Origin of the sequence: Bacillus sp. FJAT-45037 (genome assembly GCF_002797325.1) — a bacterium.
GTDB lineage: Bacteria > Bacillota > Bacilli > Bacillales > Bacillaceae_D > Alkalihalophilus.
The window spans coordinates 1,867,276-1,883,042 of record NZ_KZ454938.1 but is presented as its reverse complement, the minus strand read 5'-3'; the positions used below and the strand labels follow the sequence as shown (position 1 = coordinate 1,883,042).

The 15,767-nt window shown below is 39.2% G+C and carries 15 protein-coding genes; 11 read left to right on the top strand and 4 right to left on the bottom strand.

The genetic code is table 11. From position 1 onward, the window contains the following. Positions 1-101: 101 nt before the first annotated feature. A complete protein-coding gene (locus CDZ88_RS09615) occupies positions 102-290 on the top strand; it encodes a hypothetical protein (RefSeq protein ID WP_100373348.1) in 189 nt (62 codons plus the stop codon). Between the two features lie 195 nt (positions 291-485). After that, on the top strand, positions 486-1,286 hold the full coding sequence (locus CDZ88_RS09610) for an inositol monophosphatase family protein (RefSeq protein WP_100373347.1): 801 nt from the start codon (positions 486-488) through the stop codon (positions 1,284-1,286). Between the two features lie 51 nt (positions 1,287-1,337). Here the strand turns inward: CDZ88_RS09610 and CDZ88_RS09605 are convergent, their stop codons facing one another. Then, entirely contained in the window at positions 1,338-1,520 is a 183-nt protein-coding gene (locus tag CDZ88_RS09605) for a DUF5325 family protein (protein WP_100373346.1), read from the bottom strand. Positions 1,521-1,699: 179 nt separating this feature from the next. Here CDZ88_RS09605 and typA point away from each other — a divergent pair, with 179 nt between their 5' ends. Together typA and CDZ88_RS09595 are read left to right on the top strand one after the other, a co-directional pair. Beyond that, positions 1,700-3,538, top strand: coding sequence for a translational GTPase TypA (gene typA / locus CDZ88_RS09600; RefSeq protein ID WP_100373345.1), 1,839 nt, complete (start codon positions 1,700-1,702; stop codon positions 3,536-3,538). Positions 3,539-3,559: 21 nt separating this feature from the next. Next, on the top strand, positions 3,560-3,880 hold the full coding sequence (locus CDZ88_RS09595) for a YlaH-like family protein (RefSeq protein ID WP_100373344.1): 321 nt from the start codon (positions 3,560-3,562) through the stop codon (positions 3,878-3,880). A gap of 26 nt (positions 3,881-3,906) precedes the next feature. Here the strand turns inward: CDZ88_RS09595 and CDZ88_RS09590 are convergent, their stop codons facing one another. Beyond that, positions 3,907-4,107 (bottom strand): YlaI family protein, encoded by a 201-nt coding sequence (locus CDZ88_RS09590; protein ID WP_100373343.1) that lies wholly within the window; start codon positions 4,105-4,107, stop codon positions 3,907-3,909. Positions 4,108-4,284: 177 nt separating this feature from the next. Between CDZ88_RS09590 and CDZ88_RS09585 the strand changes: the two genes are divergently transcribed. Both CDZ88_RS09585 and CDZ88_RS09580 read left to right on the top strand, forming a co-directional pair. Then, positions 4,285-4,740 (top strand): pyridoxamine 5'-phosphate oxidase family protein, encoded by a 456-nt coding sequence (locus CDZ88_RS09585; protein ID WP_100373342.1) that lies wholly within the window; start codon positions 4,285-4,287, stop codon positions 4,738-4,740. Between the two features lie 250 nt (positions 4,741-4,990). Further along, entirely contained in the window at positions 4,991-6,322 is a 1,332-nt protein-coding gene (locus CDZ88_RS09580; protein WP_100373341.1) for a PhoH family protein, read from the top strand. Positions 6,323-6,377: 55 nt separating this feature from the next. Here the strand turns inward: CDZ88_RS09580 and CDZ88_RS09575 are convergent, their stop codons facing one another. Then, entirely contained in the window at positions 6,378-6,887 is a 510-nt protein-coding gene (locus CDZ88_RS09575; protein ID WP_100373340.1) for a hypothetical protein, read from the bottom strand. A gap of 106 nt (positions 6,888-6,993) precedes the next feature. Here CDZ88_RS09575 and glsA point away from each other — a divergent pair, with 106 nt between their 5' ends. The 4 genes from glsA (at position 6,994) to CDZ88_RS09555 (ending at position 13,529) form a co-directional block, all read left to right on the top strand. Continuing rightward, positions 6,994-7,917, top strand: coding sequence for a glutaminase A (gene glsA, locus CDZ88_RS09570; RefSeq protein ID WP_100373339.1), 924 nt, complete (start codon positions 6,994-6,996; stop codon positions 7,915-7,917). Between the two features lie 129 nt (positions 7,918-8,046). Continuing rightward, the gene (locus CDZ88_RS09565) at positions 8,047-8,316 is read left to right on the top strand and encodes an Fpa/YlaN family protein (protein WP_442857119.1); all 270 of its coding nucleotides are present in this window, start codon (positions 8,047-8,049) and stop codon (positions 8,314-8,316) included. A gap of 213 nt (positions 8,317-8,529) precedes the next feature. Next, complete coding sequence (gene pyc, locus CDZ88_RS09560; RefSeq protein ID WP_100373337.1) at positions 8,530-11,979, top strand: pyruvate carboxylase; 3,450 nt, start codon at positions 8,530-8,532, stop codon at positions 11,977-11,979. A 125-nt stretch (positions 11,980-12,104) separates the two neighbouring features. Then, complete coding sequence (locus CDZ88_RS09555) at positions 12,105-13,529, top strand: cryptochrome/photolyase family protein (RefSeq protein ID WP_100373336.1); 1,425 nt, start codon at positions 12,105-12,107, stop codon at positions 13,527-13,529. 61 nt (positions 13,530-13,590) lie between these two features. Here the strand turns inward: CDZ88_RS09555 and CDZ88_RS09550 are convergent, their stop codons facing one another. Next, the gene (locus CDZ88_RS09550) at positions 13,591-14,490 is read right to left on the bottom strand and encodes a COX15/CtaA family protein (protein ID WP_100373335.1); all 900 of its coding nucleotides are present in this window, start codon (positions 14,488-14,490) and stop codon (positions 13,591-13,593) included. A gap of 302 nt (positions 14,491-14,792) precedes the next feature. Between CDZ88_RS09550 and cyoE the strand changes: the two genes are divergently transcribed. After that, a complete protein-coding gene (gene cyoE / locus CDZ88_RS09545) occupies positions 14,793-15,731 on the top strand; it encodes a heme o synthase (protein WP_100373334.1) in 939 nt (312 codons plus the stop codon). The last annotated feature ends 36 nt before the right edge of the window (positions 15,732-15,767 follow it).

The following is a 15,767-nucleotide window of genomic DNA, read 5'->3' as shown; positions in this document are numbered from 1 at the left end:
CATATGCTATACTACAAATAACAAAATTAACTGAAAATTTAGTAAATAAACCTTTTATGTGGTTACGGCATGGAACGATAATGAAAAAGGAGTGTTGTGCAATGAAACAAGTCATGCAGGAAGTGAAACACATTGATCGTGAGAAGCGTATTCCCGTGTTAAGGCTTGAGATTGACTATGAACTTGTCACAATGCACGATGCAATGTTACAGGAAGATTTAGTCCTGATTAATCAAACCAAAAGTAGACTTGAGGCATTGTCACATGAACTCACTCAACTGCAACAATAATTTAAACATAGAAAGTAATCAATCAATTTGAAAAAAGCGAAGGGATTCTTCGCTTTTTTGTTCATACTTTCTTTTATCGTTAAACTGCATGGCCAAAACTGAAACCGATATGGCATCTTCATTTTCATTTAGCAAAGATTATGTCATAATAAACTGAGAACACATTGCTAAATGAGAGCCGAAGGGGGCAGCGTTATGTCGACAAATTGGTTAGAGATAGAAAGTATTGCTACAGATTGGATTTATGAGGCAGGTCAAAAAATCAAAGAGACATTAGCTGGCCCAATAGACATTGAATCCAAAACGAACCCGGATGACCTTGTTACGGAAGTCGATCGTGCCATCGAGGCATTCTTTTACGAACGTATTAAAAAGCAATTTCCAGAACACTATTTTCTTGGAGAAGAAGGAATTGCGGATGAAGAGCCATCATTAGATGGAACGATTTGGATTATTGATCCCATTGACGGAACGATGAATTTCATTCACCAAAAACAACATTTTGCTATTTCTGTTGGGGTCTACCATAATAAAATTGGAATGATCGGTCTGATTTATGATGTAATGCGCGACGAATTGTTTCATGCCGTTAAAGGACACGGAGCGTTTTTAAACAAACAAGAACTTCCTCCGGTGAAAGAGCGACCACTGCACGAATCAGTTATTGGGCTAAACGCACGGTGGCTTGTGGAAACAAAACATCCGTACCAAAATCCATTAAAAGCAATGGTAAGAGACGTAAGAAGTATCCGTACATACGGCTCTGCAGCGCTCGAAATAGCATACGTAGCATCAGATCGTTTGGATGGATATTTAAGTGTTCAGTTATCACCTTGGGACTATGCAGCAGGTTTAGTTATTTTAAATGAAGTTGGTTGTGCAGCTTCTAATTTTCATGGAGATCCGTTATCTTTATCGGATTCAGGAACACTTTTAGCAGCAAAACCTCATTTACATAAAGAAATCGTCTCATCATATGTGGGCGAAGAATATTAACAAAAAAGCAAGCTCGAGTTTACTCAAGCTTGCTTTTTTGTAGCTTCTATCTTATTCACTAACTTCTCTTCGTTTTTTTCGTAAAGAAATGCCTAAAAATAGTGCAATTGTAATACCGACTAAAGATAATAAAGCAATAATCATGCTACGCTCAGCTACAGCTACCCCGATACTCATAATGCATAGAACTGTGATGATCGCTAACAATAAAAACAAAACATTCTCCTTTTTCATCAATAACTCCCCCTAAGATTCTATCACTTATTTTAGTTTAACTTGAAATCTGTGTAAGAAAAACCCCGACAATGTGACAAATACGTTAAAGATATTTTGAGGTTTATAATCGATTTGCCCATTTAGTATCTTTTTGTGCTATACTTATACAGTTAATCGACAAATAAGGAGAGAATTTAATGACACACCGTAATGATATACGTAATATCGCAATCATCGCCCACGTTGACCACGGGAAAACAACCCTAGTGGATGAACTATTAAAACAATCGGGGACATTCCGTGAAAATGAACAAGTTGAAGAGAGAGCAATGGATTCTAATGCCCTTGAAAAAGAGCGTGGAATTACAATCCTTGCTAAAAATACAGCAATTAACTATGAGAATACTCGAATAAATATTATGGATACACCTGGTCATGCAGACTTTGGTGGTGAAGTAGAACGTATTATGAAAATGGTTGATGGAGTACTACTTGTTGTAGATGCATATGAAGGTTGTATGCCACAGACTCGTTTCGTATTGAAAAAAGCACTTGAGCAAAAGTTAACGCCAATCGTTGTTGTAAATAAAATCGACCGTGACTTTGCTCGTCCAACAGAAGTAGTTGATGAAGTGGTTGATTTATTTATTGACCTTGGTGCTGATGAAGATCAACTTGACTTCCCAGTTGTATTCGCATCTGCCATTAATGGGACAGCTAGTATGAACCCTGAGAAACAAGATGAAAATATGAGCTCATTATTTGAGACGGTCATTAACGAGATCCCAGCTCCTATTGATAATAGCTCTGAACCATTGCAATTCCAAGTAACGATGCTTGATTACAATGACTACTTAGGACGTATTGGTATTGGTCGCGTATTCCGTGGATCGATTAAAGTAGGTCAACAAGTAGCATTAATGAAAATTGACGGGTCAGTCAAACAATTCCGTGTTACAAAACTATTCGGTTTCTTAGGATTAAAACGTACCGAGATTACAGAAGCGAAAGCTGGAGATCTAATTGCGGTATCTGGGATGGAACAAATCAACGTAGGGGAAACGGTTTGCCCTGTTGAACATCAAGAGGCCCTTCCAATTCTTCGTATTGATGAGCCAACTCTACAAATGACATTCCTTGTAAATAACAGTCCTTTTGCAGGCCGTGAAGGGAAATTTGTCACAAGTAGAAAAATTGATGAGCGTCTTCGTGCTCAACTTGAAACAGATGTAAGTTTACGTGTAGAAGATACTAACTCACCAGATGTTTGGATCGTTTCAGGGCGCGGTGAATTACATTTATCGATCCTGATTGAGAACATGCGTCGTGAAGGGTATGAGCTTCAAGTGTCTAAACCAGAAGTAATTATCCGTGTCATTGACGGTGTGAAGTGTGAGCCAGTAGAACGCGTTCAGATCGATGTTCCAGAAGAGTACACAGGTCCTGTTATGGAATCACTTGGAGAGCGTAAAGGTGAAATGATTAATATGACTAACACAGGTAGTGGACAAGTTCGTTTAGAATTTATGGTACCTGCTCGTGGATTGATTGGTTACACTACAGAATTCCTTTCACAAACTCGTGGGTATGGAATCATCAACCACTCATTCGATGGTTACCAACCAATGGCTGCTGGTCAAGTCGGTGGACGTCGTCAAGGTGTTCTAGTATCAATGGAGACAGGAAAAGCGAGTCAATACGGTATTATGCAAGTTGAAGATCGTGGAACTATCTTTGTTGAGCCTGGTAGAGAAATCTATGAGGGAATGATTGTTGGAGAGCATACTCGTGATAACGATCTTGTTGTAAACATTACGAAAATGAAGCAACAAACCAACGTGCGTTCTGCAACAAAAGATACGACTGTTACAATGAAAAAACCTCGTATTCTGACACTTGAGGAAGCTCTTGAGTACTTAAATGAGGATGAGTACTGTGAATTAACGCCTGAATCTATTCGTTTACGTAAGAAGATTTTACAAAAATCAGAGCGTGAGCGTAATGAAAAACGTAATAAGTTAGCAAAGCAACAATAGGATAGAAAGGTTGGGGGATACTTGAACAACCAACAGGGACAAGAAGTTGACTTAGAAGGTTACTCTTGGTTGATGCAAGCAACTGCTGAGAATCCGTGGTATGGGCTACTCGCCTATGTGGTGATTATTATTTTAGCTCTTATTGTGTTTAACCTCGGTTTTGCAAGAGAACTGCCGATCTTAAAAAAAGTTGTTGTCTACATTATGCTCATCATCGGGTGTTTCGTGTTATGGATGATGGAATTTGCTTTTGGGGCTCCAATTATTGTTGTGTTATTGATTTCGGCACTGTTTTTAGCGATTTATCGCTACCGTCTTCATCGACATCGCCAAGAAAAATAATAAAAAAGCGAGTGGATCAGTAATGATTACCACTCGCTTTCTTTTTGTGCTTTAAAAGTTAATGTGAATTGACCTGTTGCTTGACGCTCCATTGTTCTCTCGCGTATTCGCTCGTCACAACTTTCACACATATACGTGTGAATAGGACGGTTGCGTAACCGTTTTGCTAATGGTAGTTGATCGTCGATTTTGTCGATTTTATCACAAAGTACACATTTAACGCGCAAAAAAATCAACTCCTATCCTTCTTAAGTAGTTTTCTCTATCATATCTTTCGTAAAGGTTGTCTATTGGCTTATACTCTATTGTAAAGGTCAAAGGGTGAAAAAGAAACAAGTTTTAAAAATCGTTTAAACTAGGTATAGTATAAGTGTGAGGATATTACATTAAATGGGGGGATGACTTTGGCTAATCAAGTAGAGCATGAAATTACAAGTGAGTTGTTACCACTCCTACAAAAGGAACGGTATGTAAACTTAGCGACGGTTGATCACGAGACGACCACGCCAACAGTGAATGCAATTTCATGGGTATATGCACCAACTAGTAAAAAAGTCAGGTTTGCAATCGACAAGCGCTCTCGTATTATCACAAATATTTTGGCGCAACCGGGAGTAGTCTTAACTGTCATCGGTAACGGTTCAACTTATTCAATTTCCGGAAAGGCAAACGTGGCTGTCGAGAAGATGGAAAGTGTTCCATTAAAATTATCATTAATTGAAATTGATGTTACAGAAGTACGAGATGTGATGTTTTACGGTGCAAAGATCGTTCAGAATCCGGAGTACGACAAAACCTATGATCACGATGCTGCCACAAAGCTCGATAAGCAAGTAATGGACGCGCTAAAGCAAGTGTAGAAATCTTCCCATGAAAAACGACTTACATTATGTGTAAGTCGTTTTTTTTGTATAAAAATAGATATGAGTACACACTGGATAAAGACAATTGCGCCAATGTCATAGATTCTTCGTCTAACTTGTCATCTTATTACATATAGTGAATAGTGAGTAAGCATTATTTATCTAGCCATTTTAAAGGACACTATGATGATTAAAAGCATAGTTTATCAGTAAGCAGCGTAACGATACTTGGTCAGGAGGCGGAATGTTGAATAAAATCTACGTTTTAGATACAAACGTACTACTACAGGACCCACACTCTATTTTTTCTTTTGAGGAAAATGAAGTGGTAATTCCAGCCGTTGTTTTAGAAGAAGTTGATTCGAAAAAAAGATACATGGATGAGGTAGGAAGAAATGCGCGACATTTCTCGAAGCTTATAGATAATTTTAGGACGAAGGGTAAGTTACATGAAGGGGTACCAATTGAGCGAGGAGGCGGCAAACTTCGAGTAGAGTTGAATCATAAGTCTTTTCAACGATTAAAGGATTCTTTTGCAGAGATGTCAAATGATAACCGGATTATAGCGGTCGCATTAAACTTGATGCTCGAGGAACAAGAACTTCCTAATGGTAGGCAAGTCATCTTAGTCAGTAAGGATGCACTCGTCCGAGTAAAAGCAGATGCGTTGGGCTTAGCTGCTGAAGATTTCTTGAGTGACCGTGTGGTGGAATTTGATTCTGTCTATCCAGGATATGTTGAAATCTATGTTGACGCAGATGTCATGAAACGTTTTTATACACAAGGGGAGCTACCTATCTCTGAATTGACCAAGCATCCATTTTATCCGCATCAATTTATTATCATGAAAGATGCGCTTGGTGGATCGGGTTCAGCATTAGGCAAAGTAGAACCAGACGGGAAAAAAGTCAAACCATTTGTTAGTGATCCTGATCAAGTATGGGGGATTAGGCCGAGAAATGTTCAACAACGAATGGCTTTTGAATTACTGTTAAGAGATGATATTAGTCTCGTAACCATGATTGGTAAAGCTGGTACGGGTAAAACGTTGTTGTCACTCGCAGCTGGTCTTATGCAGACAGAGGATATGGGGATTTACAAGAAATTAGTAGTGGCAAGACCCATTGTACCTCTAGGCAAAGACCTTGGCTATTTACCAGGGGAGAAGGAAGAGAAGCTTAGACCATGGATGCAGCCGATCTATGATAACTTAGAATTTTTATTTAACACAAAGAAGCCAGGTGAGATCGATCAGATTTTAGCCGGAATGGGTTCCATTCAAGTAGAGGCGCTTACGTATATTCGCGGCAGAAGTATTCCTGATCAATTTATCATAATTGACGAAGCACAAAATTTAACAAAACATGAAGTGAAAACGATCTTAACTAGAGTTGGAGAGCGCAGTAAAATTGTATTAATGGGCGATCCTCAACAAATCGATCACCCCTATTTAGATGAATACAATAACGGACTAACCTACGTTGTTGAGAAGTTTAAAGACCAGACAGTTAGTGGTCATGTAAAACTTGTAAAAGGGGAGCGCTCAGGACTTGCTCAATTGGCGGCGGACTTACTCTAAGTATCGCCTCTAACCCCGCTAAAGATCTTTAGCGGGGTTAGGAATTTTAGAGATACTATTTTAAACGCAAGCGTGTAACATGAGTAATTGGGCTATTAAGGTTTGAGCCATCACCATAGTAAAGATGAACTGGACCAGTATCGCGCAATGGTTTACCGTTCTGCGAGAAGCCTACAATCATCGAGGTAGCAACTTCATACGGGACGATAATATCTTCTTTTTGTGCGCACTCGATCACCACTTCACGCATCTCTTCATGGGGTTTGGAATGACTTAAAAAAGGAGCTAAGGGCATACCGAATGACCCGGTAGTTAATTCTTTTTTATTGTATGATAGCTTATTGTCATTTGAGTTTGGGTTGGGCGGAGCAGACCCCTCGGTAATTTCTTTATCCCACTGTGCTGAGATTGCTTTAGTGTAAGCGGTAACTTCATCCACCGTAGTCTTTTCTTCTGTAAAATATGTAGTAAGATCAACTTTGCGCTCATCAAAAATCCATACAGTCGGATCAATGGTTAACGGATGATCAACTTTTCCTTCTATAAAAAAAACAAATTCCTCCATCATATCTTCCTCCTATCAGCTTCAATCTTTACCAAGTATAAAGGGTACCGATGTTTTTGTCACATTTGGTTATGCTAAGAGTAAATGGAGTAATGGAGTGAGTGGTATGGTATGTGAGTACGGAGATCAATTAAAGAAAATTGTTGAGAATGTTCGTCCTTTTACGTTAAATGGGAAAGTAGCAGATTACATTCCAGCGTTAGCCAAAGCGGACTCATCAACGCTCGCTGTTTCTATTTATAACGGTCAAGGAACATGTTTTTCTGCTGGTCATGAAACGGAAATGTTCACATTACAAAGCATATCAAAAGTACTAACTCTTGCACTTGCGCTAATAGATCATGGAGAAGAAGCTGTTTTTAAGAAGGTAGGGATGGAACCGACAGGGGACCCTTATAATTCCATTACCAAACTAGAATCTCATGTTTCCAAACCGCTAAATCCGATGATTAATGCTGGGGCACTTGCAGTTAGCCATTTAATTCATGGAGACTCAACTGATATCCGTTTAGAACGGCTATTACAGTTAGTAAGAAAGATGAGTGGACGAGCTAGTGTTACATACAACAGAGAAGTCGCTCAGTCTGAGTTTAATACAGCTTTTTTAAATCGATCACTTTGTTATTTTATGAGGCAGCATGGAATCATTAATGAAGATGTAGACGAGTTGCTTGATTTTTATACGAAACAGTGTGCGATTGAAGTGAATTGTGATGATCTAGCTAAAATAGGATATGTATTAGCTAACGGGGGACAAGATGAAAACGGTGTTCGTATTATTCCTTTTGAAATATCACGGCTTGTAAAAACTTTTATGGTGACTTGTGGGATGTACAACTCATCTGGAGAGTTTGCGATACGAGTTGGCATTCCGGCTAAAAGCGGAGTATCAGGTGGGATTGTTTGTGCTGTGCCAAACGGTATTGGAATTGGAATTTACGGTCCCGCGCTAGATGAAAAAGGAAATAGTGTTGCTGGAATGAAACTGCTGGAGGCCTTATCTAGTCATTATGAGTTAAGTATTTTTTAATCGAGGTTGAAAATCATTTGCAATTAAATCAGTTAAAGACGTGTAAAACCATTGCAATTTTTCAACTAAAAAGATACTATTAATGACAAGGACCTTAATTTGTAAGGAGGGGACAGCGTGTCTGAAGACATGGTGACAGGACATAATGAACGAGCATATGCCCTTCTAAAATCTGATGCAGAAAAAATCCAACAATTGATTCAAGTGCAGATGGAAAATTTAACGATGCCACAGTGTCCTCTATATGAAGAGGTGTTAGATACACAGATGTTTGGCTTGTCTAAAGAAATTGACTTTGCCATTCGCCTTGAGCTTGTTTCGGAAGATGAAGGTAAGAAGTTACTAAATGAATTAGAACGTAAATTAGCCGACCTTCATGAAGCATCATTACGTAAATAAAAAAGGCCAAGCTATCTAAATGTAGCTTGGCTCTTTTTTGTGGAACACGCAAAATTATAAATCACGCAATAATGTAAGCGCTTTTAATTAATAGACTACTTAGAACTGTCGAAAAATTGTTTGCAATCTGAATGAAAATTTCTCTATACTAGAAGTACGGAGTAAGAGCATCACTTCTAGAGAGAATACGGAGTAGAGCGGAGGAAAAGATCAATGAATGGTTTATCAAACATTAAAAAAGTATTGGTGGCAAATCGTGGTGAAATTGCAATTAGGATTTTCCGAGCATGTACAGAACTACATATACGTACTGTGGCTATATATTCTAAAGAGGACACAGGTGCTTACCACAGGTACAAAGCAGATGAGGCATATTTGGTTGGCGAAGGAAAAAAGCCCATTGATGCATACTTAGATATTGAAAATATTATCGAAGTAGCGAAACTGCATGATGTTGATGCGATTCATCCAGGCTATGGTTTCTTATCTGAAAATATTGATTTTGCGACTCGTTGTAGCGAGGAAGGCATCATTTTTATTGGCCCAGAACTCGAGCACCTCATAATGTTCGGTGATAAGGTTCAGGCTAGAGAACAAGCCATTAAAGCGAATCTTCCTGTCATCCCCGGAAGTGATGGAACTGTATTAAGTTTAGAAGACGTGAAACAATTCGGTGATGAGAATGGGTATCCATTTATTATTAAGGCATCCTTAGGTGGAGGCGGCCGAGGAATGCGTATTGTTCGCTCCGAATCAGAAATGAAAGAATCCTATGAGCGAGCAAAGTCAGAAGCGAAATCAGCCTTCGGGAATGATGAAGTCTATGTCGAGAAATTCATTGAGAATCCAAAACATATTGAAGTTCAGATTCTAGCAGACAAGCATGGTCATACGATTCACTTATATGATCGAGATTGTTCTGTTCAACGAAGACATCAGAAAGTCGTTGAAATTGCTCCGAGTGTGTCATTAGACATAGAGCTTCGCGAGCGCATTTGTGCGGCAGCAGTTCAATTGATGGTGAATGTAGGATATGTTAATGCTGGAACGGTCGAGTTTTTAGTGACTGATGATGGAGAATTTTACTTTATTGAAGTAAACCCTCGCGTTCAAGTGGAACATACCATTACTGAAATGGTCACTGGTGTAGACATTGTTCAATCACAATTAATGATTGCAAATGGAGAAGAGCTACATAGTCCTTTATTAGGTATACCAAAGCAAGAAGATGTCGTTTGTAACGGGTATGCGATCCAATCACGTGTGACGACAGAAGATCCTAGCAATGGATTTATGCCTGACACTGGTCGAATTAATGCTTATCGTACAGGTGGAGGGTTTGGCGTGCGACTGGATGCTGGTAACGGATTCCAAGGCGCTGTCATCACTCCTTATTACGACTCTTTATTAGTGAAAGTATCGACATGGGCACTAACATTTGAAAATGCAGCAGCAAAAATGCTACGCAATTTACGGGAGTTCCGAATTCGTGGAATTATGACGAATATTGCATTCTTAGAAAATGTTGTTCAGCATCCGCGTTTTCTAAATGGACAATATAATACATCATTTATTGATACGACACCTGAACTCTTTGTTTTCCCGAAACGAAAAGACCGTGGAACGAAAATGCTATCCTTTATTGGTGAAACGATTGTTAATGGTTACCCAGGACTCGAAAAAGGAAACAAGCCTGTTCTTGATCTGCCTCCTGTCCCTAAATTAAAATTAACAGATCCTATCCCAAGTGGCACAAAGCAAATGCTAGACCAAGAAGGACCAGTTGCATTAGCGAAATGGGTAAAGGAACAAAAAGAAGTATTATTAACGGATACGACATTCCGCGATGCTCACCAATCGTTGCTTGCAACACGCGTTCGAACACATGATTTAAAAAGAATCGCAGAACCAACTTCACGTATGGTTCCAAATCTGTTCTCAATGGAAATGTGGGGTGGCGCAACTTTTGATGTGGCGATGCGCTTTTTACATGAAGATCCTTGGGAACGATTGCTAACGCTTCGTAAACAATCTCCAAATGTATTGTTCCAAATGCTACTTCGTGCGTCCAATGCTGTCGGATATAAGAACTATCCAGACAATGTGATAGAGGAATTTGTAGCTAAGTCAAGCCATGCAGGCATTGATGTATTCAGGATCTTTGATAGTTTAAACTGGGTCGAGGGCATGAAGCTGACGATTGAATCAGTACGTAATCAAAACAAGATTGCTGAAGCAGCTATGTGCTATACAGGTGACATTTTAGATTCTGCGCGGCCTAAATATGATTTAGAATACTATAAAAAGCTTGCTAAAGAATTAGAAAATTCGGGTGCCCATATACTTGGAATTAAAGATATGGCTGGACTGTTAAAGCCTGAAGCAGCGTACCAACTTATTTCAACTCTTAAAGAAACAATTGATATTCCAATTCATTTGCATACCCATGACACGAGTGGAAATGGCTTATTTACCTATGCTAGAGCGATTGATGCAGGAGTCGACATTGTCGATGTTGCGGTAGGCTCTATGGCTGGCCTAACATCTCAGCCAAGTGCAAACAGTCTTTACTACGCTTTAAGTGATTCGGCGCGTAAGCCGAACGTAGACATTAAAGCGTTAGAAGAGCTTGGGGAATTCTGGGAAGGTACACGTAAATATTATGCTGGGTTTGAAAGTGGCATGAACGCACCCCACACAGAAGTATACGAACATGAAATGCCCGGCGGTCAATATAGCAATCTTCAACAGCAAGCGAAAGCAGTTGGCTTAGAAGCTCGATGGAATGAAGTAAAGAAGATGTACCGTACTGTTAATGACATGTTTGGAGATGTTGTAAAAGTCACTCCATCATCTAAAATTGTCGGTGATATGGCATTGTACATGGTTCAAAATGATTTAAATGAAGAAGCTGTATATACTCGTGGTGAGTCGCTTGATTTTCCTGATTCCGTCGTTGAATTTTTTGAAGGTCAATTAGGACAACCGTATCAAGGTTTCCCTGAGAAGCTTCAGAAATTAATCTTAAAAGGTCGAACACCGATAGAAGGTAGACCGAGTGAGAGTATGGATCCAGTTGATTTCCAAGAGATCAAAGAAAAACTCTTTAAGCAGCTTGATCGACAAGTGACAAGTCATGACATGCTTTCATATGCTCTGTATCCGAAAGTATTTACAGATTTTGAAAGTTTCCGTAGTCAATTTGGAGATGTGTCCGTTCTGGATACGTTAACATTCTTCTACGGTATGCGACTAGGGGAAGAGATTGAAGTAGAGATTGAAAAAGGGAAGACGTTAATTGTGAAATTTATTTCTCTCTCTAAACCCCATGAAGATGGGACAAGAATTGTCTACTTTGAATTAAATGGTCAACCACGTGAAGTTGTGATTAAAGATTTAAACGTAGCTACAACGACTATTGCACGGCCAAAAGTGGACAAAGACAATCCGAATCAAATTGGTGCATCGATGCCTGGAACCGTCGTAAAAACTCTTGTGAAAAAGGGTGCTAAAGTTAAAAAGGGTGATCATTTAATGATTACCGAAGCGATGAAAATGGAAACAACAGTTCAGGCAGTGTTTGATGGAGAGATAAAAGAAGTCTTCGTACAAGATGGAGAACCAATTTTAACAGGTGATTTACTGATTGAGATGAAGGAATAATAATTATAAGAGGCTGAATTGTAATTACTTACAATTCAGCCTCTTAATCTTGTGCTGCTTACTCCCTTATTGTATGATGTTTGTGTAGATATTGTACTTATTTTGTACTATACGGAGTGATTGTTATGCATAAGAAAGTAGCGGTTTGGTTTAGAAGAGATTTTCGCTTTCATGATCAAACAGCATTAAATGAAGCAGTTGAACAAGTCAAACTAGCGAATGGCAAATGGTTTGCCTTTTTTTATTTAGATCCTAAAACAGCTGACGCGACACCGATACATCATGATTATTTTTTTCAGACAGTCTTGGACTTTAAGAAAAAGCTACAAGAGCTCGGAGGAGACCTTCATATTGTAACAGGGGAGATTGAAGAAGCACTAGAGGCAGTCCTCTATAAACATAATGATCTTGATGGAGTGTTTGTTAATGACGATCGAGTAGGCGAGGGATGTAAGCGTGATGATGCGGCAGAAGAGTATTTAGCAACGCGTAATATTCCGATCTATCGTTTTGAAGATGCTTATTTGACGACTCCAGATCAAGTATTAAAAAAAGACGGTCACCCATATAAAGTGTTTACGCCTTATTATAAAGCATGGAGAAGTGAGCAAAAGAGAGTGCCACGTAGTCTCTCTACTAAAATTATTCAAGCTTATCTACTAAAATCTGAGGTGATTGACGACAAAGCAGAGGAATTATTTAATCTAATCGTTTCATCGTGTAAGTGTACGTGGGGTGCAATCGGAGAAAGTCATGCGATCCAACGGCTTCAAACTTTTATTGATGAGAGATTAAGTGAGTATGAGCGCCATCGTGATTATCCAGGCATCGTGGGAACGAGTCGACTATCTCCATACTTAAAAACAGGTGTGTTATCGGTACGGTCAGTCTTTCATCATGTGATAGAATCTGAGGCGAATAGTCATAGTGCTGATGTTTACATAAGCGAATTAGCGTGGAGAGACTTTTACCGAATGATTCATTTTTATCATCCAAAGAGCAAGGAAAAAGAAGTGATGAGCCGCTACCGGGAGATCAAATGGGGACAAGAGGAAGAGCGACTCGAACAATGGAAGTTGGGCCAGACTGGTTTTCCGATCGTTGATGCAGCGATGCGACAATTAAGAAAAGAAGGTTGGATGCATAACCGAATGAGAATGATTACAGCGTCATTCTTAACAAAAGATTACCTATTAGACTGGCGCTTAGGTGAACGTTATTTTGAAGAAATGCTGATTGATTATGATGCCTCTTCAAACATCGGGGGCTGGCAGTGGGCAGCCTCTGTAGGTACTGATCCTGTACCTTACTTTCGAATCTTTAACCCGATTACACAGTCAAAGCGTTTTGACGAACAAGGTGTGTACATTCGCCACTACCTCCCAGAATTAAATAAAGTTCCTGATAAATATATTCATGAACCTTGGAAAATGGATAGAGATGAGCAGGAAAACTATCATTGCGTTATAAACGAAGACTATCCAGCACCAACAGTAGATCATAGTATTCAAAGAAAAAAAGCTATTTCACTCTTTAAGGATGGAGAGTAAGTATATAGTTAGTGAAACTGGTTAAAATAAAAAAATGACAGCAATTTTGCTGTCATTTTTTTTATGAAATTGACTTTGCTCTTGTCAGAATCATCGCCATATAAGAGAGTGTGGAAAAAAGAACAGAAATAATTAACGCGTGGATGAGTCCAACAGATAAGGCATTTTGAGTAAATACAACAGAGATTCCACTCGCAAATTGTCCAATGACCAAAACGACCGCTAGAATGCTTGTCCATAAGAGTACATGTTCATGTTTGTAACGCTTGATTGTCCAAGTCATTAGGATGATAAGGAAAACTAAGAGAATCGTTCCAACGACTCTATGGAAATAATGAGCACCGATTGGACCAGATAATCCCGGAAATAGTTGTCCGTTACATAAAGGGAAACCAGAGCAGGCTAGAGTCGCTTCTGAATGTTTTACGTACGCTCCTGAATAAATAACTGCGTAACAATAAGTGATAACAAAGAAGAGATAATATTTGTAACCCTTTGTGACTCTAGGTGCTACTTTTTGTTCCTTACCATCTTCAAATGCAAGAATCGTGAGTAAAACAACGGAAGCTAAAGACATCGCTGAGATACCGAAATGTAGGGCTAAAATCGCTTTTGATTGACCGAATACGACGGCTCCAGCTCCGAGTAACCCTTGGAAAATAATTAAGATAACAGATGCGATCGAGAACGTTTTTGTTTCTCGAATATGCTTGAGTTGCTTCCAAGCCCAAAAAGCTAGAACAATAATCATCGCCCCTACTAGTCCAGAAACAATTCTGTGACTGTATTCAATGATTGTTTCAATGGCAGGGGTGGTAGGAATAACCTCACCAAAGCAAAGTGGCCACGTTGCTCCACACCCTTCTCCTGAGCCTGTCTTAGTGACGAGGGCACCTTGTATAAGTACAATGAGGAGGCCAATTGAGGTGATGACACTATAAATTTTTAACCATTTGTGCACTTTATTCACCTTTCCTTCTATAAAAATGTCGAAATTTATGCTAGAGTAAGCAAGTAAATAAGCATTAGTCTCTACTTGATCTTAAAAACAAAGCAAATAAAAGTCAATTTCATCCGAGTGAATATTTTATGACTCATAGTAAATGTGAAGAAAATGTGAAACTCGTGAAAATGCTGAAACAAAGTAGATTTTGAGATATAATGTGTATGTGACAGATATTAGGTGAGGTAAACGAACCTAATTTTATTTTTGTAGAAATGTCTATAGTATTTGTTTCATTCTACAAAGGGGGTGAAGATTTGATGAATAAGACGAACTCAGTCATCGATGTTTCAGATGTAATCGAAGCTGGTCCAGATTCATCAGTTGCTGACGATCAGCAAAAATCATGGAAAGACTATCTCGTGTTAGCGAAGCAGGGGATTGTTACATCTAACTTAATTACAACCTTTGCCGGTATCTATTTGGCAATTGTTTATACAGGCACTGTGTTTACGATGCACCTAGGCACAATGATATTTGGGCTTTTAGGAGCTGCACTTGTCATGGCTGGTGGTTGCACGTTGAACAATTACATTGACCGCGATATCGATCATTTGATGGAGCGGACAAAAGAGCGTCCAACAGTTACAGGACGTTTCAGTGCAAAGCATGTGTTGTTAGTTGGTCTTTCTCAGGCTGCTTTAGGGATATTCTTCTTAGCGCTTACAACGCCAACTGCAGCTGTTATTGGGATCATTGGATTATTTATTTACGTCGTACTCTATACGATGTGGACAAAGAGAACGACAACGCTTAACACGATTGTCGGAAGTTTCTCAGGTGCCGTTCCGCCATTAATTGGTTGGGCAGCTATTGATGGAAGTCTGCATATGTATGCTTGGTTGCTTTTCTTTATTATGTTTTTCTGGCAACCACCACATTTCTTAGCTCTAGCTATGAAGCGTGTGGAAGAGTACCGAGCAGCTGGGATTCCAATGTTACCAGTTGTGGCAGGGTTTGAAATGACGAAACGACAAATGGTGGTCTATGTTGCGGCCTTATTACCAGTTTCGTTGATGCTTTATCCTTTTGGAATTGTCTACACAGTCGTCGCAGCTATTCTTGGTGTAGGTTGGTTAGCACTCGGAATCGCAGGATTTAAGATGAAAGATGACATTAAGTGGGCAAGGCTAATGTTTGTGTATTCGTTAAATTATTTAACGATTCTATTTGTTCTTATGGTCATTGTTCATCTTTAAACGTGTATGCGTTTGAAAAATGAATTTTTGATGATA

Bases quoted from the DNA above. Each gene is read 5' to 3' on its own strand.
- CDZ88_RS09615 (WP_100373348.1), top strand. From the start codon at position 102: ATGAAACAAGTCATGCAGGAAGTGAAACACATTGATCGTGAGAAGCGT.
- CDZ88_RS09610 (WP_100373347.1), top strand. From the start codon at position 486: ATGTCGACAAATTGGTTAGAGATAGAAAGTATTGCTACAGATTGGATT.
- CDZ88_RS09605 (WP_100373346.1), bottom strand. From the start codon at position 1,520: ATGAAAAAGGAGAATGTTTTGTTTTTATTGTTAGCGATCATCACAGTT.
- typA (WP_100373345.1), top strand. From the start codon at position 1,700: ATGACACACCGTAATGATATACGTAATATCGCAATCATCGCCCACGTT.
- CDZ88_RS09575 (WP_100373340.1), bottom strand. From the start codon at position 6,887: ATGGAGGAATTTGTTTTTTTTATAGAAGGAAAAGTTGATCATCCGTTA.
- glsA (WP_100373339.1), top strand. From the start codon at position 6,994: ATGGTATGTGAGTACGGAGATCAATTAAAGAAAATTGTTGAGAATGTT.
- CDZ88_RS09565 (WP_442857119.1), top strand. From the start codon at position 8,047: ATGGTGACAGGACATAATGAACGAGCATATGCCCTTCTAAAATCTGAT.
- pyc (WP_100373337.1), top strand. From the start codon at position 8,530: ATGAATGGTTTATCAAACATTAAAAAAGTATTGGTGGCAAATCGTGGT.
- CDZ88_RS09555 (WP_100373336.1), top strand. From the start codon at position 12,105: ATGCATAAGAAAGTAGCGGTTTGGTTTAGAAGAGATTTTCGCTTTCAT.
- cyoE (WP_100373334.1), top strand. From the start codon at position 14,793: ATGAATAAGACGAACTCAGTCATCGATGTTTCAGATGTAATCGAAGCT.